This window comes from Bacteroidia bacterium, assembly GCA_040880525.1.
In the GTDB taxonomy this organism is placed as follows: Bacteria; Bacteroidota; Bacteroidia; order CAILMK01; family JBBDIG01; genus JBBDIG01.
This window is the reverse complement of sequence record JBBDIG010000032.1, coordinates 1-21,103: the sequence shown is the minus strand read 5'-3', so window position 1 is coordinate 21,103 and position 21,103 is coordinate 1. Positions and strand designations below refer to the sequence as shown.

Below are 21,103 nucleotides of genomic sequence, written 5' to 3'. Positions count from 1 at the left end.
TCAAAACAACCCCATCTGCCCACCTCCACCTTTCTTCTTCCCCCGCTTCTTTGCAGGTTTGGCTTTTCCGGCATCTGTCTTTAAGTCCCATTCAAATTCCCGTGCTTCGTCCGTTCCTGATTCAGCGTTCCGGGTTCCGGGTTTAGCATCACGCTGAACTTTGAACGCTGAACCTTGAACGTCCTCCTCCGGCTGATTCGCATGGCCGGTCTTTATTGGCTCGTCTGATTCTTCGAGGGGTTCGGCTGAGGCATCTGTTTCTTCTTCCTCTTCATACCATTCCAGCAGTTCTATTTCTTCGATGGCATCGGAGGTGATTTTCTTGCCCTGGGCTTTCCAGCCACGGAGTTCTTCCCAGTCCCAGAGGTCGAGTTCTTCTTCGTACTTCTTGCGGCCTTTGCCACGGAAGGTGACCTTTACCAGGGGGTCAATTTTGTCGGTGACGAACTTGAGGTCGGAGCCGGGATCAAGGATGTCGAATTTGCGGCCAATGGAGAGCGTCTCAATCTGGAAGCGCTTGATGAAATTGTGCTTTTGCTCGCCATGCCAGTAGAGGCAGGTGATTTCCCGCTCCGGGTCGAATTGGGCAATCAGCAGGAGCTTCTCTGGCTCGTATCGGTTGGTGAGGTCGTGGTTGGTCAGCTCATACGTGCCGTCCTTGCGGATCACCATAATGTGGTCTTCAGTGTCGAAACTGCCGAGGTATTTGCCACGGTCGTCATGGTTCAGGCGGCCGGTTACTTCATCGTACCAGATGTCGCGTCCGCCAAGTGTGCTGGCACCCTTCTCCAAAAGGCGGATTTGCCGCACCGGGTGTTTGGTAAGGATATTCCCTTGCGCGCTCCGGTTTTTTATGTCCAGTTCGGCAAAGTGGTAATCGAATTTCTTGTTGCGCGCCTTGCTGCCCAGCGTTAGCTGCACCTCTACCACCTCGGCCTCACTGTTAGGGTTTGCAGTAAAATAGGTGATGCGGCTGCCCTTAGTGCCTTTGGTCAGGTCATAAATTTTATCTCTCGTAATGCCGGTAACGTTGAAGCGCTTGACGCGTGTGATGCCACTCTTACCATCCACATAGGCCACATTATAGACCATGCGTGCATCGCGCCTCCACACGTCAGCATGCAGGATGTCCTTGCCCACGAACTTCTTCTCCTCTATGCGCGTGACGAGCATGGTGCCATCGCGCCTGAAAACGATGATGTCATCAATGTCAGAGCATTCGCATATAAACTCATCCTTCTTCATTCCGTAGCCGATGAAACCTTCCTTTCGGTTTACGTACAGCTTCTCGTTGGTCATGGCCACCATCGTGGCATCAATGCTTTCAAACTCACGGAGGGTGGTTTTGCGCTCCCTTCCCTTGCCGTATTTTTTAATAAGTCCTTCAAAATATTTTATGGCAAAATCGGTGAGGTGCTCCAGGTCGAATTGCACCTGCTTCATTTCCTCTTCCAGATTATTGATGAGTTCATCAGCCTTAAAAGAGTCGAATTTGGAAATACGCTTGATCCTGATCTCGGTGAGCTTGGTAATGTCCTCTTCAGTGACTTCCCTGCGCAGGAGGTGCTTGTGCGGGTCGAGGCCTTTGTCAATGGCGCTGATCACGCCTTCCCAGGTTTCTTCCTCCTCAATGTCGCGGTAAATGCGGTTTTCGATGAATATCTTTTCCAGCGAGCTGGCGTGCCACTTGTCCTCAAGCTCGCCCAGTCTGATTTCCAGTTCGCGCTGTAGCAGCCATTTGGTGCGAACGGTGCTGCGCTCCAGGATGTCGTTCACGTTGAGGAAGTGCGGCTTGTCGTCAAAAATCACGCAGGCGTTGGGGCTTATGCTCACCTCACAATCGGTGAACTTATAGAGCGCATCAATGCTGATGTCGGGCGAAACGCCTTTGGGCAGTTGAATCTCTATCTCCACATTTTGCGCGGTGTTGTCCACCACCTTCTTCACCTTGATCTTGCCCTGGTCATTGGCCTTCAGGATGGAATCAATAATTGTGGTGGTGGTGGTTCCGTAAGGGAGTTCACGGATCAGGAGTGTTTGTTTGTCAAGCTCCTCAATTTTAGCCCGGACCCGGAGGCGGCTGCCGCGCTGGCCCTCGTTGTAGTTGCCCACATCCATCATTCCGCCTGTGGGGAAGTCGGGGTAGAGGTTGGTTTGGCGGCCTTTCAGAATCTCGATGCTGCCCTTGCACAGTTCTATGAAGTTGTGGGGCATTACCTTAGTGCTGAGGCCCACGGCAATTCCTTCCACGCCCTGCGCCAGCACCAGCGGGAATTTTACCGGCAGGTTTACCGGCTCTTTTTTGCGGCCATCATAGCTAAGTTGCCATTCGGTGGTCTGTGGGTTGAACACCACATCCAGCGCGAACTTGCTGAGGCGCGCCTCAATGTATCGTGGTGCTGCAGCCGAGTCGCCCGTGTTGATGTCACCCCAGTTTCCCTGCGTTTCGATGAGCAAGTCCTTCTGGCCCAGGTTTACCATGGCATCGCCAATAGAGGCATCACCGTGTGGGTGGTATTGCATCGTCTGCCCAATGACGTTGGCCACCTTGTTGAAGCGGCCGTCATCCATCTCCTTCATGGCGTGCATGATCCTGCGCTGCACAGGCTTCATTCCATCTTCCAGGGCAGGCACCGCCCGCTCCAGGATCACATACGAAGCATAATCCAGGAACCAGTTCTCGTACATGCCACTAACGGCAGTAACGTCATGTATCTTCTCTTCTTCGGGTATTCCGTTCTCTTCCATTTTATAATCTTGGTACGCTGCCTACAGCGGTCAATTTCTTACTTGAGAAAAAGGCCGAAATTTAAGCATCTAAGCCTGCAAAGCAGAAAAGGAACAGGGAAAGTTATTGACGGTGTGTTAAGAAAAAAAGTATGGAGGATAGGGCGACTATCCGGGAAGACGGTAAGCTGGAGACAGAAGGATGCAATTTTAGCCCACACCACAACTAGCCTATTGAAGTATTATTTTCCTGCGCTATTAAAGATAAGGTTGCGAGCATTGCACATACTACTGCGATTCAAGAAAGAATTCTTTTCATTCTTTTAGTTTAGTAAAATTAGAATTGAGTAAAGAATTTAAAACCTAAATAGGTTCATACTCCCCATGAAATTCACCCTTGCTTACCCTTACAACCTTCTGCCTAGTCTCATTCCAGGCTTCAAACTCAAAAGTTCCTGAAATAATCCGTGAAGATCGATCTATTTTAGTTATTACTAGGGTTCCTGTATGGTGGGTATCCGTGATATATCTGTCTATAGAGAGATTGTCATCGTATATGGCAAAATTGGTTCGGCTTTCAGAACCACTAATGAAGTATTCCCCTTCCACAATTCCATGTGGATTTCGAACATTTAAATGTAATCTTTCTGGACTATTATCTGCAGATATACCAAACACAGAATCAGATAACTTAGCTCGTACAATGTCCGCAAACATATCACCTTGTTTTGAAGGCTCCCACAGGGTTCCGTTTACATAGCACTTGAAGCCATGAATGTTTGGTTTCAATTCTGGTTTGGCACATGCTGTAATTAATCCGGTAAATAGTAAAAGGCTTAGCAGTAGGTTTTTCATGATATTTATTCGAAAAGTTCAAAACAAAGGAATTCTTTTCCTTTGTTTATTATGTTTTTAAAAAAGAAAAATTTATTATAAAGGAAGGTTGCTACCTGACCACATATTCTCCTTGAAATTCCCCCTGGATTACCTTGACCGTTTTATTCTGCCTTTTGTTATAGGCATTAAACTGAAAAATCCCTGAAACTATTTTAGAGGAACGATCAAGTTTTGCTATAGTCAGGGTGCCCACATGGCTGGAATCCGTGATGTACTGATCCGTGGAAAGGTTATCATCATAAACTGCAAAATTTGTCCAGCTTTCTGAGCTATTAAGAATATAATTCCCCGGAAGGATTCCATTCGGATCATGAACATTTATATGGAACCTTTGTGGGCTATTAACTGCAGATACACTGAAGCCTGAATCGGATAGCTGAATTCGTACAATGTCCGCAAACATATCACCTTGTTTTGAAGGCTCCCACAGGGTTCCGTTTACATAGCACTTGAAGCCATGAATGTTTGGTTTCAATTCTGGTTTGGCACATGCTGTAATTAATCCGGTAAATAGTAAAAGGCTTAGCAGTAGGTTTTTCATTATGTTGTTTTCCGATGCAAAAGTAAATGCTTTTTCATGATATTTATTCGAAAAGTTCAAAAAAATTAGAGATTAAGGCCAGTACTGCATAATCAGTTGAATCGGCCGTCATCCATCTCTTTTATGGCGTGCATGATCCTGCGCTGCACAGGCTTCATTCCTTCTTCCAGGGCAGGCACGGCCCACTCAAGAATCACATACGAAGCGTAGTCCAGGAACCAGTTCTCGTATATGCCACTAACGGCCGTAACGTCATGTATCTTCTCTTCTTCTTCCATATTTGATTGGAACGCTGATTTTTATGATTCTCATGAACCCAATTATGGTTTAATGTGGGGTTTGTATTTATTTGAGAAGGCTTTTCTTTTGAATTGTGGTTCCTTCCCAAAGTTCAATAACAAACCCACCTCCATATCTGTGGCCCTTAAATAATTGGTCAATTGCGCCTCATGCGCTTCACAAAGATTCTCTGCGGCCTTGAGCTCTACAATAACTTTTTCCTCTATAATTAAATCGGCAAAATACTCACCTACCCTTTCATTTTCATAGAACACTTCGATTGCTTGCTGTGCACGTACATTTTTAAATTGCTTTCTTAATTCCAACCACATGGCTCGCTCATATACTTTCTCAAGGAATCCATATCCTAAATAATTATAAACCTTATAAAAGCATTTAATAATCTTTTCCGTCACCTCGGAATGCTTGTGATTCTCAGATTCCATAAAATCATAATTTCATTATATAATATCATAAAGATCAGCGTCCCATCAGGCTACCTGCTGCAATTCTTCCGACTCTAATTTCTTCTCCTTGGATTCCACCACCACGTCTTTCTCCACCTTCAAATTATCAATAATGAATTCCTGGCGGGCCGGGGTGTTTTTGCCCATGAAGTAGGAGAGGATCTTCTGGATGCTGGTGTCCTTTTTCAGGATGATCGGCTCCAGGCGGATGTCCTCGCCAATAAATTTCCCGAACTCATCAGGGCTGATCTCGCCAAGACCCTTAAAGCGTGTGATCTCCGGTTTCCCTTGTAGGTTCCGTATCGCCTCCTGCTTTTCCTGCTCACTGTAGCAGTAGTAGGTTGTTTTCTTATTTCGCACCCTAAACAGTGGCGTTTCCAGAATGTATACGTGGCCGTTCTTCACTAAATCCGGGAAGAACTGCAGGAAGAACGTCAGCATCAGCAGGCGGATGTGCATCCCGTCCACATCGGCATCGGTGGCGATTACGATCTTATTGTAGCGCAGTCCTTCCAGACCATCCTCAATGTTCAGAGCGTGCTGCAGCAGGTTGAACTCCTCATTCTCGTATACCACCTTTTTCTTCAGCCCGAAACAATTCAGCGGCTTTCCCTTGAGGCTGAAAACCGCCTGTGTTTCTACTCTCCGCGCTTTAGTAATTGAACCGCTCGCAGAATCGCCCTCGGTGATGAAGAGAGTGCTTTCATGGTGCAACTCGTTTTTATCATCTGTATAATGGATGCGGCAGTCGCGCAGCTTCTTGTTATGGACGGCTGCTTTCTTTGCCCTTTCCCGCGCGATTTTCTTCACACCCGCCATATCCTTGCGTTCCTTCTCACTCTGCATAATGCGTTTCAGCAGCGCCTCGGCCGTTGCCTGGTTTTTATGCAGGTAATCATCCAGTTTCTTCTTCAGGAAGTCAGCGATAAATGCTCGTACCGATGGCCCGTCAGGACCCATATCCTGGCTGCCCAGCTTGGTTTTGGTCTGGCTCTCGAATACCGGCTCCTGCACCCGCACAGATATGGCTGCAACAATAGATGCGCGAATGTCAGTGGTGTCGAAATCCTTCTTGTAAAAATCCCTCAATGTGCGCACCAGCGCCTCCTTGAAATATTGAAGGTGGGTCCCGCCCTGTGTTGTATGCTGACCGTTTACAAAGCTGTAGTATTCCTCGCCATATTGGTCGCCATGCGTCAGGGAAATCTCGATGTCATCGCCCACCATGTGGATGATGGGGTAGCGCCTGCTTTCCTCATCAATCTTACGCTCCAGCAAGTCCAGCAGCCCGTGTTTGCTGTAAAACCGGACATTATTGAACCAGATACTCAGCCCGGAATTCAGAAAGGCATAGTTCCAGATTTGATTGTCAAGAAACTGAGGAATGAATTTGTAGTTCTTGAAAATGGTGTCGTCAGGTACGAAAGTTACGAGGGTACCGTTTGGCTCGTCCGTCTTTTCCTGTGTTTCGTTAATCAGCTCGCCCCGTTCAAATTCAGCGATCTTGGTTTTGCCATCGCGGAATGACTGCACCTTGAAATATTTGCTCAGGGCGTTCACCGCCTTGCTACCTATACCATTCAGCCCAACCGATTTCTGAAATGCTTTGCTGTCGTACTTCCCACCCGTGTTGATCTTGCTCACACATTCCAAGACTTTTCCCAGCGGGATTCCACGGCCATAGTCTCGCACCGTCACTTTATAATCGCTGATGTTGATCTCGATCTTGCGGCCGTTGCCCATGATGTATTCGTCAATGGAATTGTCAATCACCTCCTTTACAAGGATGTAGATTCCATCGTCCTGTGCCGAGCCATCGCCCAGTTTGCCAATGTACATCCCCGGGCGGAGGCGGATGTGTTCTTTCCAGTCGAGCGACCGGATGCTGTCTTCATTATAGATATTTTGTTGTGCCATAGGGTTTTGTATTCAAATAGAACGAAAAATTTTATGATTTTACATTCCTTAATAATAGTTTATCAATGAGAAATCTGCAAACCACGCTGTCATTATTCCGGCATCTGTTAGTTCCAGCCTGAAAAAAGCAAAGATAAATGAAGAAAAACCGCTTTGGAATTTACCGGGAGCTAAGTTGTACACAGATGGTGGATGGAAACGTTTGCCGCAATTCCGAAAAATGCAATAATGATACAGTCCATGACTGACTCCAGGCGAATTAACGAATAGTGATCATAATCCTGCAATTCCGGTACAATACCAAATACCAAATTGAATTCCTGTTTCTATCTTCGTTTTAAAATTAATTCGATGTCCGACCCAAAACCATCCGAACGTCTTGAGATTGAGAAAGAACGGCAGAAAACCATCAGGAGCCTTGCCATGTATGGCGTGCTTGCAGTTCTGATCGTCTTTGTGGTATACGTAGTTTTCCTCCGCAATCCAACGGGCGAAAATCGAAAAGTGGATGTGGACCTGGCCACTGGAAAATTCAGCGTTTCAGTGGAGCAGCCCATTGTGGATCAGGTAAACGTGAAGGAGGCCAGCTACAAAGGCACGCAGGAGGACAAAAGCGTGGAATTCACCACGGGAGAAGTAAATGAGGATGTGATCACGGAACTTGAACAGCGATCGGAAAAGAAAATCAGCCCGGAGAATTTTACCGGTCAAAACCTCATCAACAAGGAGGGCGGCTATTTGCTGACGGTTCCTTCGCCTGAGCATTGGAGCGTAAATTATAACGCCCAGGGCTATAACAATCCCCTGGTGGCGGTACATACTATTTCGCGGCCCCAGGGTGAACATGTTGCCGTAAACCTCGAAGATCCTGGCTCAGAATACTCTCTGGAGGAATATGTGGCTTCTGCCCTTGAAATGATCTCAATGGCCGGAATGCTGTCAGAGTGGCCCGAGATCTCTTATGACCACGAAGGGCGGACGGCTTTTCTTTCTTACCGTAATCCGCAAACAGGTGGCGTTACTTATCAGAAAGTGGTGAAGCGGGGTACCAAGTTCTTCATCGTTACTGCCAATTATAATTTATCCATCACTCCGCAAAATGTGCAGAATGAGTTGATTAAAATGGTATCAACTTTTACTTTAATTGAGAATAAAACATAAATTAAATTAATGGTGGCTTGAAGGCGCTTCTTCTGATGTCAGAGCATTTTGCCGCATTTCTTCTACTTCCAGATCTATAGGATGAAATACATGGTAATAAACGTAAATCATAATAATTCCGCTCACCAAAAATTGAAATACATCAAGTCCATTAAATGGGTAGCGGTAACCAAAAGATGCAGCTTCTGATAATTGTTTAATATATTCAAACTTAAGAGCCACGGTGGTCAAATGAAGGAGAACCAGCGGAATCCATGCCCACCGGTTGAATGCCATGAGCACCAGCAACAAACCCTGAGCAAGTAGATACCATTCGAGGTACCATGTCAACCATTGATTTTCGGTCAGGTCAGTAGCATTGCGAGACTCATCAAAGGAGATAACATAGGAAATAAAGTAAATCGCCAGGGTAACCACCAAGAGACCCATTTTAAATATCCGTGAAGTTTCTTTTTCATTAAATGGAAAAAAATCAGAGGGATTGATCAGGGCTTCCCGATGTTCCCTCGCTGCTTTTTCATTGGATAAAGGTATGAGAATAAAAAAGTTGACCAGGGGCCAGAAGCTGAAGAAATACCGCCATGTAATGGGTTGTTTAATGGTATATAATCGCCTGATAACCAAATTGGAATAGACATGCAGAGACCAAAAAATAAAAATAAGTGAAATGGATAATTCAGGAATAAAAAACAATTCATACCAACGATCAAATTCATAACGGAACCAGGTGGTGAGTTTAGCGAAAAAAAAAAAGGTCATAAATATCATTAAGCCGTAAACCATAAATGAATCCCGTATAAATTCGGATCCCTTAATGTTAGGTTTTTTTGCTTTGGATGGAAAGCCGGCAATTAATTCCTTGTCTGATTCCAGATTAAAAATAAAATAATAAATTCCATAAACTTGGATGAATATGGCTGCCGCTACAATATAACTGTGATAATTTTCCAGATCCCATTCGTATAAAAGGGGAAGGAAGAAATACACCACCAGCAAACCGAAGAAAATAATTCCCAGCAGATAATTCCAAAACAAATTTTGCCAGCCGGACCTGATCCAGCCTCTGATCACACAATAGAGGGCAATGGGGTTCAGTAGAAAATAAACAAGTGATTTTAAGAGACCAGGGTCAAGTTGGGAAATGACCAGGCACCATAATCCAAATGCGGAGAGGAAAGAAATCAGGAGTAATTTAAGCTCCCTTTTCCTCCGCTCAAGCAATGCCTCCCAAATCCAAAGAACCAAAAAACCCAGGCCGAAAGAGATAAGAACAATCCATTGATTGGCTCCCTGACGGATATAGGTTTCTTCAGAGACGGTATTGTATTGATAGCCAAAAAGGTAAGCCAGGAACAGTGCAAGTGCGGGGATAAAAGCAAATATCAGCTTCTTAGGTGTTTTCATCAGACGGAGAGTCAAATTTCGCACAAGATAAAGCAATGCAAAGTAAATAATGAATAAACTCCTTGTACTTACGTAGTGGTCAAGTTGAGCACAGGCAGTCGAATGAAGCTGGTCCCAGAGACTGAGTCAGAAACGTTTTCGTATGTAACTGAAATTGCGAATATTGAGTTGAAAGCAGGAGTATCAGCCTTTTTTGTAGAGCACTTCTACAAGGAGCAAGTGAGAGAGGCAGGATCAAAACTGGAATGGAGGATGCGAATGCAACTTTAAACTTTTGATATGGGTTAAATGTGAATAGAGTAAAAATATTATTTGTTAATTTGCAAAAAACCAAGCTTATGAGATTTCTTATTCTACTTACCATTTTTTATTGTGTTATACCGGCTTCAGCATTCAGCCTTCATTTCGCTGTAAAAGCTCCCCTGATAGAGCACCTGCGTAGTGTCAATGATCAATGGAAAAGCTGCATGAATGGCTCAGAAATGAACGAACTGATCGCATTTCAGTCAAATGAAGAACGGATCACATTTCATTTACTGATGGTAGAAAAGCGCTTGCGGGCTGTTGAATCCTGGCACTTGAGTCCGGAGCAACAGGCAAAACGAAATGAAAACCTTTCTGTGCTCCACCGATATGCAGTCGGTGGTGATTTTCCGCAGAACACGCTTCATGCTCAGAGACAGCCGTACTTCATTGATTTCAGCGGTACAGCCTGTGCGGTTGGTTATCTGATAATTGAATCCGGACATGAAAATTTTGCAAATGAGATTAGCAAAAAATACAATTATGAATTTATAGATGATCTAAACAGGTTTGCTCCGCAGTTATCGCTTTGGGCCGATGAAAATGGATTTACGGTGGATGAGTTGGCGTTGATACAACCTACATATTATCCCAAAGAACTTTGGTTGCCTGTTTTAGATGGGATTGAAGGGCCGGTGAATTCGGTAATTTATGATGTGTATGATGGGTCATATTTAGTAGGTGGAAATTTCTCGGATGCAAGTGGAATTGCCTGTGCGAATGTGGTACGATGGAACCGGCAAAGTTTTGAACCGGTGGGATCAGGTTTACCGGGAGAAGTAAAACGTTTATATAGCTCTATGAGCCATCTTTATGCAGTGGGAAATTTCTCTGAGAATGACATTGCGTATGAGCTTGCCATTTGGACCCGGGACACCGATGAGTGGGAGTTGCTGGATTTGATTCCTAATCAGACTGGAGAAACCAACAATTTTATTACCAGTCAAAGTTGCTGGGTGATATCCGGCTGGACATTGGAAAATGGCGAAAAACAACATTATGTAGCGCGTGGTAATGCCAATGGAACCGGATGGGAGATAATAGCCAGGATGGATAAACCGGTATACACTATTGAAACTACTCCCTTAGACCTCATTGCCGGAGGTGAATTTATGGTTATTGACGATACGCTCGAAGCATCATACCTGGCGCGATGTACCGATTGCATGAGTCTTCAAAAGCAGGCGGCCTGGACTGGATTCAGTTCCGGGGTTGATGCTCCAATCAGGATATTAAAGCGAATATACGAAGCGCACGGAACGCTCTATGCCGCAGGCAATTTCCATGATAAAAATGGAAATCCGGTGGCTGCCGTTTCCCGATTATTGAATGGCAAATGGCAGCCTGTTATAAGAGTAATTAACCAAGGGGGATACAACATGAATTTTATTAATGATATCGAATACGTCACAATTACTGGAGAATTTTTAATAGGCGGTGAATTTGAAACTGGGACAGAGATGTATTTATGGAAAAATCTTGCACGTTTAGATTTGCTCAGTGGCTCAATTTATCCTAAGGGACATTTTAATGCTACAATAAATGATATTCAAAGTCTGGAAGGTGAAATCGTAGTAGGAGGGAAGTTTACTTTGTCGAATGATTATTTGCAGGTGAATCACATAGCCATACTTAATCAAATGAAAACATCAATCGCCCAGGACAACCCTGAAGTTGTGTCGTCTACTGTTTATCCAAATCCTTTTGCGGACTTCACCAGAATAGAGGTTATTGGCACTCAAAGTCCTTTAAAGGAAAATAAACCGGAACTACAACTTTATGCGATTACCGGACAGCGAATGGCGGTAACTTATGAATCAGATCATAGCGGAATTACTCTCTACAGGAATGATCTTCCTGCCGGAACCTATATTTATAATGTTATGGTTGAAAATAAGAAAATTGTGATAGGAAAGCTTGTGGTTTGGTAGGGTGAAAGGGTCAATGCAGAACGATCGTTTTGTTTGTTCTTTGGCAGTTCCGGTGGTTCCGAAATCTGTATTTCTTTATTTATGGAATGTATGATGTTTAAGCAGAAATGTAGCCTAGCTCCCCACTACCACCAGCTTCTTCTGGATTTCCCCTTCCTTTGTTTTTATGCTGATAAAATAAAAACCAGGAGGAAGTTGAGTTTTAATTACAGGCACATCCGTTCGCTTTTGCCACACGGCTTGTCCGGCTAAATTCATTATTTCCAAAAGTACAGCTTCGTTATTTAGGGTATTAATTTCAATACTGAAATGTTCGAAGCCTCGTGCAGGGTTTGGAAAAATGCGCACTTCAGGTAAGCCATTTTCAAGCTCATTTACCGAGGAGATTACCACGCTCATACTGGCAGAGGCATAACCATCACCCTCGCCTCCGGCATAAGGGGCCTGGGCCAGAACGGAAATGGTACATGTATTAAAAAGCAAAAGCAGCAGCAGTCTATTCATTATTTTAATATTGGAAGGTTCTTACTCCGCGTCCGCCACCGGTGCTTCTGCGAATGACAGGTTTGAGGCCGCCATAAAAGCGGTCGGAAGTGGCCAGGTCGCGGAATTGTGGGCTAATGCCACTGAGCCATGCGCCTCCCCGGTGGCCGGCTCCATCACCTGCAGGTATCCAGCGGGCGGCATCGGCTTCTCCTGTAGGTGTCAGGTTTCCATCTCCGTGGATTCCTGTAAAGGTGAGGCCCTCAGCATTAACCGTTACGCAGATTTCCCAGAGGTTACCGCTCATTTCCATAATGCCGTAAAAGGAGGCTCCTGTCTGGCTGCGGCCGTTATTTCCCTGTGCAGCAAAACCACATCGAAGCGCTCCCTGCGGTCCGTCATATCCGTGGCTGGCGAGGCCGGTGGTGTCGTCTCCTTTTTCTGTTACGGTTTCAGTGGGAAGTCCGTCATTCACAATCGTGTTTCCATCGGTCACATAAGGCGTGCCCCATGCAAATTCCAGCGGCACGGGAAGTTCCGGCCCCCGGCAGGCTTTCTCAAATTCGGGTTCGGTCATGGGCCGCAAACCGCTCCAGTCAAGGTAAGCGCAGAGGTCAGCCCAACTCAGGAAATTGCAAGCGCGGTTTTGCCCGTCATCAGTGGCTGCAAAAGGCAGGGCAGGAGTGGCATTGCAGGTATACACGGCAGGTTTGCCGGGAGCTGTACCGGAAAGTTTTATGACGACCCCGTTGCGGCCCGGAGCAGAAGGATGCGCCAGGGCCAGCGTCCCTTCCGCAGCATCTGGTGAAATGGAAGTCCGCATCTCCTGTTGTGTATAAGTAAGCGTATTCAGGAAGTCTGCATATTGCTCCTGAGACAGTTCGTATTTCATGCAGTAAAAGCCATCAAAACCATTTGGATAGGCAGCAGGAATGTCTCCCGATATGGGATATTTACCTGAATGAGAGAGCTTGCCGGAACTGTTGCCCACGGAGATTGCTCCTGCCGAAGTGACCTCAAAAGCACCGGAATCTGCGCCCGCCCGGAAGCGGTTGAAGCTTTGCCCGTCTCCGAGCCAAAAGCTGCCTTGCGGAACGTACACCATTTCTATCGCAAACAGGCGGATTTCGTAGCTTCCAGACGGAAGCTCCTCCTGAAGTTGCAGCGTTAGTTCCAGCCATTCCAGGTTTCCGGCCCCTGCATTCTGCCGCCTGACGAATGCGCCCATTCCATCCTGCACCGGCACCACCATCATATCTGCATCTGATGCAGCAAATCCTGTGTCGTTGCTGAGATAGAGATGTTGCCAGATGCCAGCATCTTTCCGGAATTTGGCAAAAACCCAAACGGCATCATGGTTATTCGGGGCGGTAGCATCCAGGTTCCAGCTATTGTCCCATTTCAATGAGCAATGCAGTTTCGCATTTTCTGAAACAGATAAATCTTTTATCTGAATATTATTCCCAAACAATGAAAATTGAGATAAAAAAAATAATGAAAACAATAACAGGGAAATGTATTTCATTTTGAAGATTATCTGGACACGGAGATACTAGTAATGAGATTCTGCCGGGTTTACCATTAAATTTAAAACTTAATGACTTTTTTAATAGTTCTTTCGGTTTCAGAATTTATTTCTAAAAAATAAACCCCTTTTTTCAAATGGGAAATATCCAGTCGGGCCTCTGTTCCTGCAAACTGATGATCCAATAAATTCCTTCCATCAGCGGCATACAAGGTTACGTTTACCTCAGAAGGAATCTTTCCTGAAATTTCAATATTCAGGATATTAGAAGTTGGATTGGGGTAAATATTAAAATCAAAATCCGAATATCCTGCCACTCCGGTTGGCCCTTCAACCTCAATATAGCGGAATTTCTCAATGCTGTCCTTATCAAAAGGGGAGTATGCAACAAGCGTAACCGTGAAAAATCCACCTTTATCAAAAACCACATCAATGATTTCAGACAGGCTGTCGGTTCCGTTAACGTACTGAAAGGCGGCTGGGGTGATGATCCATCGGAAGGAATCGGGCGCAAAAGTATAAGTAGGTGTAAAGGTTACGGTATCGCTCGTATCAGGGTTCCTGTCTGTAGCGCTGAAGTTGAGGTTCAGCGGTTCCGCCACCACCCGGATGTACTGTTCCCGCTCCAAAGTGTCAGCGGCACCGGCAGATGATACAATTAACTGGATGGTAAATTTTCCTGTATCAGTAAAAACTATAAAAGGATTTTGTGAATTCTGCCCTGTACTCTTAACATATACAAACGAAGAAGGAGTTATGCTCCATTGGTAATGCACCGGGTCATGAATAGAAAGATCAATAAACATTACGGTGTCATAAACAAGCGGAGCGGTTTCGCTGGCCATAAATTCGGCTATTGGCTTAGTTCGGTATTCGGTTGCAATGGCTTGTGGAGATACGCCAATTTCCAATGAATCAATCAGGTTGCCGTTGATGTCGTATCGTCCTAAACTTCCATAGCTGAAGAAATCGGTATAGGTAGCGTAAAATTCATTGGCCAGAGTATCCATAGTCATGGCTTCAATGCCGGGCCTCTCCACAATATTTGTATCAATAATTGCCAGTGTGGAGATGTCAAAACTTCCAATACCCTGGCCGAAATTTGCATACAGCAACCCGTCTTTTATACCGGCACCCTTATCAGCGACAGGCAGGTTAGTGGTTGTGGACACGTTAGTCCCGAGGAGGTAACGGCCTATGCTTCCGGCTTCATTATTAACGGTGAAGAGCGTGTTATTTTGAATGAAAATTTGTCCGGCTCCTGCTCCGTTTTGTCCAAGAGAAATATTGCGCACGAACTTGCGGTTCGGCAAGTCAATGATCGCTATATATCCGATGCTGTCAGCGAATATTTGGAAAGGCGGAAACTGATCAATTGTTCCGGGAAGATTATGGGTTATATAAGCGGTGTCTCCCACAATGGCAATATCGCGGGCTTCATTGGTGATCTGTGGAATTGACCCGGCTGGTACAAAAGTGCCGGTATCCAGAATATCAACATAATCGCCCTGCGCTCCAAAACCCTTGAGAACGATCAGATAATCTTCATAACGCGCCATATCCACCACGCCCACACTTTGGAATACGCCAAGTTGCTGATAATGGTCCAGTTCATAGCGGAATACGAAGGAATCGGCATTCATATATACTTCCTGGCTGTCAACATACGCGAAATTGGTGTAGCTCCCGGGGACGGCAGCAAAGGTGAAATAACTTTGGTCAGCAGGATTATAGCGGCCAAATTCCACCTGGTTGCCAGGGGCGCCAAAGTTTCCCCCGTTTCCAATTAAAACCTGGTTAAGGACAGGGTTTTGAGCATCCACCTGTATTGCTCCTAACATGAGGGCGGAAAGAAATAAGAGCGCTGTTTTTTTCATCGTTGTAATTTTTTCTGTTCCAATGTTTAAAGTATTCATCTGTTTAGTTTTTCATTTTAATAATTAAATACAAAGTTGACTGGAATAACGCCTGCTTTAAAAGAATCCAGTACGCTACCGGTTTCCAGATAGCGAATTACCCATCCTTTAGAAATAAAGTCTCCGGCATCGGCAGCCGTAATTGTTTCTGATACCCGGTCGTATCCCAGGCTGTAAAAAGTACGGTTCACTAACGGCTGAAGATCCAGGTTCGTTCCGGAAACCGGATGGCTGTAAATTCCACTGCCGTAAAGAAAATACATCTCATCTCCCGCTTTATTCATCACCAGTTTGTCAGGATGAATTTTTTGAGAAGGAAATTCGAGATCAAGTTCAATGACATACGTCTGAGGATGCAACCGCAGCAGATGGCCGGGACTATCCTTATCAGGATCCATAAAATCATAGCGTCCACCGCACAGTATCCACAACTTTCCATCATTGTCAGTTACTGCACTTCGCGGATTTGGCTGGAGTTGTATGGTTTGCAGCACGGCATCAGTTTCCGGGTCAATCACAGTCATGGTGCTGTCATTGCCGAAGCCGCCTCCATTCAGCGCCAGGACGTGGTTGTTGTGCATCATTAAATAGTCTGTACCCGAACCGGCTGAAACGGATTTTTCCACCTGCATTGTTTCCAGATTTACCACCTGCACGCTGCCATTCATGCCGCCTGCTCCCCACTGGCTTATGTAGCCTTTGTCATTGCTAATGCCGAGGAAAACGCGTGGCAGCACCAGTCCATCAATTGCCCCTTCCGATTTGAAATCCTCCAGATTTACCACTTCTGCTTTGCCTGCATTGTTCACGACAATATAAGCCTTGTTGTGATGAATGGCCATGCTCTGTACCACATTGCCAAGCGGCCTTTGATTTACTTCGCTGAAAACGTTTACCCAGGTTTCACCTCGCTCTGTATTAAAATAGGTGATGGAGCCGGTTCCGCTTTGGAAAAGACCTTCATTGACCACAAATATTCCCTGCGGAAACTCCGCCTGTTCCACCGCAGGCGTCATATCATCTTTCTCCTTGCATGAGGCAAGAGCCAGAAATATTAAGAAGTATAAAAGAATGGTTTTCATGATCTGTTATTCAATTTAAGAGAAATGCCTGCTTCATAATTAATAAGCGGTACCGGCCGGAATTCCACAACTTGATAGTCTGCATTCCACAGATTGTTGATCCTGATATGAAATGTGGCCTGCGATGAAGGAAACCGGGCCGCATACTGAATGAGCAGTGTTCCTGTTTGGAAAGCCGGCAGCCAAGCTGAATTATCCTGCAAAGTGAAGCGGGAACCCACGTGATGGTGCCGGTATCGGAACTCCAGTTCTTTCCAGGCAATCCTGGCGGTGGCAGTGGCCTGGTGGATGGGGGTATAAATTAGTTGGTTTCCTCTGTTCTGCTCGTTGGCTGCTTCAGCCAGGGTGGAGCGGGTGCCGCTGTAACTGGCTGTAATCCTGAATTGCCAGGAGTCCCATTTCCGCTGCAGATGGGCCTCATTTTCAATCCCACGGGAAAAGACACGGTTCCGGTTCACGGGCTGCCAAATATTTCCCAGCGGATACCATTGTATGAGGTCCCGGGTAGAGATGGCAAAAGCCGTAACCCCCAGCCCGTATTGCCATAGTTTCGTTTCGTTTTTAATGTCAAAACCTGTTTCGCTGCTCCAGCCTCGTTCTGGCTTTAAATCCGGGTTTCCATGCGCCTGGCTTTCCTGCCAGTAGAGATCATTAAAAGTAGGCAGCCGGTAAATTCTGCTGCCATTTCCTCTAAGCACTATTTTTCTTTTGAGAACGTGAAACTCAAAGCCCACTGCCGGGATCATAGGCGCGAATTCATTTTCGATCAATTCCTGGCGGAGACTCACCGATCCTGTTGCGGTGCTTTTTTTATTGGATTTAGAATAGGAAGCAAACAGTGCGGTGGTATTTCTTTTTTGTTCTGCATTCTTAATTTTCAGGCTGGAGGCGGTGGTGTAGGTGTTGTTAAGGCCCAGGTTAAGCCGGGAGAATTTCGGCAATCTGAGCTTAGCTTCAGCTTCTGAAACGATGGAATGCGAGCGGGTAACGGATGAAAGCGAAATGGAGCTGTCAGCATATTGCAGCCAATCATGGAGCCATGCCGTCCGGATGCTCAGGTCAGCAGCCTTTCCCTTTCGCTGCCATTGCAAACCCGTGCGCAGCGATTCGTCCTGCTGGCGGGCAGTGCTGAATGCTGTGGTGAGCGTGGGCGGAATTTGCCGGTCGTTGAATTGCCACCATCCAAAGAATGACAGGGCCTGCCTGGAGCCTAACCTCATGCTGCTTTGCTGGAGCAGCCCATACTGCCTGATGGCCGCATTTTCCTGGCGTTCCACCGGGTTGCCGGCAATTGTGGAATTACGGTAACGATAATCATTATCAGATGAATGCCTGAAGATACGGGTGGTAGTGCTCCAGCGCTTATTACTGAAGCTGATTTTTGCGCCCTGCTGCATTTTTCCAAAACTACCCGTACCGCTATTGAGGGATATGGTCAGGCCTTTATTGAACTTGCTTTCGCTGGCCATCAGGATGCTTCCGCCAATGGCACCGCTACCCCACATGGCCCCTGCACCACCCTGCTGAATTTCCAGGTTATCAATGAAAAAAGCCGGGATCAGGCTGAGTTCAAGCTGCCCGTTTAGCGGACTTTGTAGGTTGAACCCGTTCCAAAGTATAGCAGTATGATTTGCGGCCATTCCGCGGAGCGAGGTATTTACCAATCCTCCGGGGCTGTATGTTTTCAGGAATAAATGGCTGCTGCCATCCAGCATTTCTGCAAGCGAGTTTTGCCGGTTCAGTTTTATCCAGTTGCTGTCAATGGTTTGTGAGCTTCTGCCGATTATAAAGCTCTGAGCACGGGGTTCCACGATTACGGCTTCTTTCAGCTTTACGGTGTCCGGCAGGTGCTGCGCCACACAGGAAGCAGCAAAGCACATAAGGATGAAAAGAATACAGTAACCGCGCATGGTTTTTAATTTAAAATTAAAACCGAAACACGGAATAATGCGGAAATGAATGGAGCAGCGCAGGCTGGAGTTCATTTCTTCGCTTTTATCCCGAAAGCTTCGAATGTTGTGAGAGGCAGGTCTTCTGACTTACCCATTGCTGCCTGTCTTCCCATCCGGCTAAGGCCAGGACAGTGACATAAAAGGAGCAGCAATATTAATGGGCTTACAGCAGCGGGAACTGTTCCCGATTTTCACGGGATTCCCTTTTCATCTCCATTTTCGGGAGAACCTCTGACAAGAGGACAAATGTAAAAATTTTTAGAATCAGAATTCCCCGAATTTCTAAAAATGTAGGAAAAATACTATTCCTTAAATATGGATTTTAAATGCCAATCAGCATCCTTGCGGGGTCTTCAAGGTATTCTTTTACGCGCAAAAGGAAGCTGACGGATTCGCGGCCATCAATCACCCGGTGGTCGTAGCTCAGGGCCACGAACATCACGGGGCGGATCTTTATTTCGCCATTTATTACCACCGCCCGCTCAACGATATTGTGCATTCCAAGAATGGCGCTTTGAGGCGGGTTGAGGATGGGAGTGGAGAGCATTGATCCGAAAATCCCTCCATTGGTGATGGTAAAAGTGCCGCCCTGCATTTCATCAATACCAAGTTTATTGTCGCGGGCTCGCACCGCCTTGTCAATGATCTGTTGCTCAATCTCTGCCATACTCATGCTTTCAGTATTGCGTACAACGGGCACCACCAGGCCCCGTTCAGTTGAGACAGCGATTCCCATATCCACATAGTCGTGGTATTCCAGTTCTTCGCCATCAAGTGAGGCATTCACCTTCGGAAATTCTTCTATGGCCAGGCAAACGGCTTTGGCGAAAAAACTCATGAAGCCGAGCCCCACCTCATGTTTTTCCTTGAATTTGTCCTTGAACTTTTTACGGAGTTCCATTATGTTGCCCATGTCCACTTCATTAAAAGTGGTGAGCATCGCGGTTTGGTTTTTTGCCTCTACCAGCCGCTTGGCAATGGTTTTTCGCAAAGTGGAGAGTTTCTCCCGATGGGTATTGCGTTCTTCGGGCCGGCTTTTCTCCGCTTTTGCAGGTTTCGATTCTTTTTTGCTGTCCGGAGCTTTTTCTGTTGCTGAGTCCGGTTTTTCAGCTTTTTGATCGCTCTTTTCTTTTTTGGCTTCAGCATTTTCCGCGTCCTCTTTAGTGATGCGGCCATCTTTGCCGGAGCCATTCACATCTTCCGGTGAAATTCCTTTTTCGCGCAAAATTTTAGCTGCGGCAGGAGAAGCATGTCCTGAAGCGTAAGGTGTTTCTTTTTGCTGTTCTTTCTTCTCTGCTTTATCTGCGGCAGGTGTATCCTCTTTATCTGCGGTGCTTTTGTCCTTCTTCTGCTTTTCTTTCTCCGCGCCCCCTTCTCCCGGCTGAATATCGGCTATCACGGTCCCGATATTCACAGTCTCACCTTCTGATGATTTGATCTTCAGTATTCCTTCCACTTCAGCATTCACCTCGAATGAGGCTTTGTCCGATTCTATTTCAGCTATCGCTTCGTCCATTTCCACAAAATCACCGTCTTCTTTCAGCCATTTTGAAATGGTTACTTCGGTGATAGATTCACCAACGTTAGGAATTTTTATTTCAGCCATTTTAAATATGTTGCCTTTTGAATTTAATTTGAGAGTAAAAATGATTACAACTACCGGAACAGATGGTTCTTAGCCGGTGGAAAGAATCCTTGCCGGCTTTATTCTATTGTCATTGCCTGCGAAACAATCTCATTCTGCTCGCGCTGGTGAACTTTATTATAGCCTGTAGCCGGAGAGGCGCTTTTCTTTCTGGAAATACATTTCAGTTTCACCGGCAGTTCAAGGCTGTTAATAAAATACCATGGACCCAGATTTTTGGGTTCTTCCTGTACCCAGACAAATTCCGCCTTTGAATATTTTGAATAGATCTTTTCCAGTCCTGTTTCCGGCCAGGGGTAAGGTTGTTCAATCCTCACAATGGCAATATTCTTAATTTTCTTCTCTTCCTTTCTTGCCAGTAAATCATAATATACTTTGCCAGAGCAGAGCAACACGCGCTTTGCAGTTTTAGGGGCATCCGCATCATCAATAACCTCCATGAAACGACCGTGGGTAAAATCCTTGACTGGCGAGACAACCCGCTCGTGGCGCAGCAGAGATTTGGGCGTAAACACTACAAGAGGTTTACGGAATGGCCAGGCCAGTTGCCGCCTCAGCAGGTGGAAAAAATTTGCCGGTGTGGTACAATTGGCAATGATCATATTGTACTCGGCAGCCAATTGCAGAAATCGCTCAAGCCTGGCATTGCTGTGTTCCGGGCCCTGGCCTTCGTAGCCGTGCGGGAGGAACAGCGTGAGGCCGGTCATTTTCTGCCATTTGCTTTCGCCCGACACAATGTATTGGTCAATGGCTACCTGAGCTCCATTGGAGAAATCGCCAAATTGCGCTTCCCAGATTGTGAGGGTATTTGGGCTGCTTAATGAGTAGCCATATTCAAAACCCAGCACAGCATATTCTGAGAGCAATGAATTG

At 45.9% G+C, this 21,103-nt stretch carries 17 protein-coding genes and 1 riboswitch; of the genes, 3 read left to right on the top strand and 14 right to left on the bottom strand.

Annotated elements, in window-relative coordinates; translation table 11 throughout:
• From WD077_09060 to WD077_09035, 6 genes are all read right to left on the bottom strand, one after another.
• The gene (locus WD077_09060) at positions 1-2,748 is read right to left on the bottom strand and encodes a DNA gyrase/topoisomerase IV subunit A (GenBank protein ID MEX0967375.1); all 2,748 of its coding nucleotides are present in this window, start codon (positions 2,746-2,748) and stop codon (positions 1-3) included.
• 342 nt (positions 2,749-3,090) lie between these two features.
• Positions 3,091-3,582, bottom strand: coding sequence for a DUF6252 family protein (locus WD077_09055; GenBank protein MEX0967374.1), 492 nt, complete (start codon positions 3,580-3,582; stop codon positions 3,091-3,093).
• Positions 3,583-3,673: 91 nt separating this feature from the next.
• Positions 3,674-4,165 (bottom strand): DUF6252 family protein, encoded by a 492-nt coding sequence (locus WD077_09050; protein ID MEX0967373.1) that lies wholly within the window; start codon positions 4,163-4,165, stop codon positions 3,674-3,676.
• 92 nt (positions 4,166-4,257) lie between these two features.
• Complete coding sequence (locus WD077_09045; GenBank protein ID MEX0967372.1) at positions 4,258-4,443, bottom strand: hypothetical protein; 186 nt, start codon at positions 4,441-4,443, stop codon at positions 4,258-4,260.
• A gap of 42 nt (positions 4,444-4,485) precedes the next feature.
• Positions 4,486-4,890 carry a GxxExxY protein gene (locus WD077_09040; GenBank protein MEX0967371.1) on the bottom strand — a complete coding sequence of 135 codons (405 nt, stop codon included), beginning with the start codon at positions 4,888-4,890 and terminating at the stop codon, positions 4,486-4,488.
• Positions 4,891-4,935: 45 nt separating this feature from the next.
• Positions 4,936-6,828, bottom strand: coding sequence for a DNA topoisomerase IV subunit B (locus WD077_09035; GenBank protein ID MEX0967370.1), 1,893 nt, complete (start codon positions 6,826-6,828; stop codon positions 4,936-4,938).
• 351 nt (positions 6,829-7,179) lie between these two features.
• On the opposite strand from WD077_09035, the gene WD077_09030 reads away from it, so the two are divergent.
• Entirely contained in the window at positions 7,180-7,989 is an 810-nt protein-coding gene (locus WD077_09030; protein MEX0967369.1) for a hypothetical protein, read from the top strand.
• A 6-nt stretch (positions 7,990-7,995) separates the two neighbouring features.
• On the opposite strand, the gene WD077_09025 is transcribed toward WD077_09030, so the two are convergent.
• A complete protein-coding gene (locus tag WD077_09025; GenBank protein MEX0967368.1) occupies positions 7,996-9,393 on the bottom strand; it encodes a hypothetical protein in 1,398 nt (465 codons plus the stop codon).
• A gap of 102 nt (positions 9,394-9,495) precedes the next feature.
• Here WD077_09025 and WD077_09020 point away from each other — a divergent pair, with 102 nt between their 5' ends.
• Positions 9,496-9,663 carry a hypothetical protein gene (locus WD077_09020; GenBank protein ID MEX0967367.1) on the top strand — a complete coding sequence of 56 codons (168 nt, stop codon included), beginning with the start codon at positions 9,496-9,498 and terminating at the stop codon, positions 9,661-9,663.
• Between the two features lie 68 nt (positions 9,664-9,731).
• On the top strand, positions 9,732-11,627 hold the full coding sequence (locus WD077_09015) for a T9SS type A sorting domain-containing protein (GenBank protein MEX0967366.1): 1,896 nt from the start codon (positions 9,732-9,734) through the stop codon (positions 11,625-11,627).
• Between the two features lie 114 nt (positions 11,628-11,741).
• Here WD077_09015 and WD077_09010 read toward each other — a convergent pair whose 3' ends face one another.
• The 7 genes from WD077_09010 to WD077_08980 form a co-directional block, all read right to left on the bottom strand.
• Entirely contained in the window at positions 11,742-12,131 is a 390-nt protein-coding gene (locus tag WD077_09010; GenBank protein MEX0967365.1) for a T9SS type A sorting domain-containing protein, read from the bottom strand.
• Positions 12,132-12,135: 4 nt separating this feature from the next.
• Positions 12,136-13,515: an SUMF1/EgtB/PvdO family nonheme iron enzyme gene (locus WD077_09005; GenBank protein ID MEX0967364.1), complete on the bottom strand. Its 1,380-nt coding sequence runs from the start codon at positions 13,513-13,515 to the stop codon at positions 12,136-12,138.
• Positions 13,516-13,697: 182 nt separating this feature from the next.
• Positions 13,698-15,512 carry a T9SS type A sorting domain-containing protein gene (locus tag WD077_09000; protein MEX0967363.1) on the bottom strand — a complete coding sequence of 605 codons (1,815 nt, stop codon included), beginning with the start codon at positions 15,510-15,512 and terminating at the stop codon, positions 13,698-13,700.
• 56 nt (positions 15,513-15,568) lie between these two features.
• Entirely contained in the window at positions 15,569-16,633 is a 1,065-nt protein-coding gene (locus tag WD077_08995) for a DUF5074 domain-containing protein (protein MEX0967362.1), read from the bottom strand.
• Positions 16,630-18,543: a TonB-dependent receptor gene (locus WD077_08990; GenBank protein ID MEX0967361.1), complete on the bottom strand. Its 1,914-nt coding sequence runs from the start codon at positions 18,541-18,543 to the stop codon at positions 16,630-16,632. The genes WD077_08995 and WD077_08990 overlap by 4 nt, the downstream gene beginning before the upstream one ends.
• A 96-nt stretch (positions 18,544-18,639) precedes the next feature.
• Positions 18,640-18,833: riboswitch (cobalamin riboswitch) on the bottom strand.
• Between the two features lie 74 nt (positions 18,834-18,907).
• A complete protein-coding gene (odhB, locus tag WD077_08985) occupies positions 18,908-20,191 on the bottom strand; it encodes a 2-oxoglutarate dehydrogenase complex dihydrolipoyllysine-residue succinyltransferase (GenBank protein MEX0967360.1) in 1,284 nt (427 codons plus the stop codon).
• 98 nt (positions 20,192-20,289) lie between these two features.
• Positions 20,290-21,103: 2-oxoglutarate dehydrogenase E1 component (locus WD077_08980; GenBank protein ID MEX0967359.1), on the bottom strand; the 814-nt coding region annotated here is incomplete at its 5' end.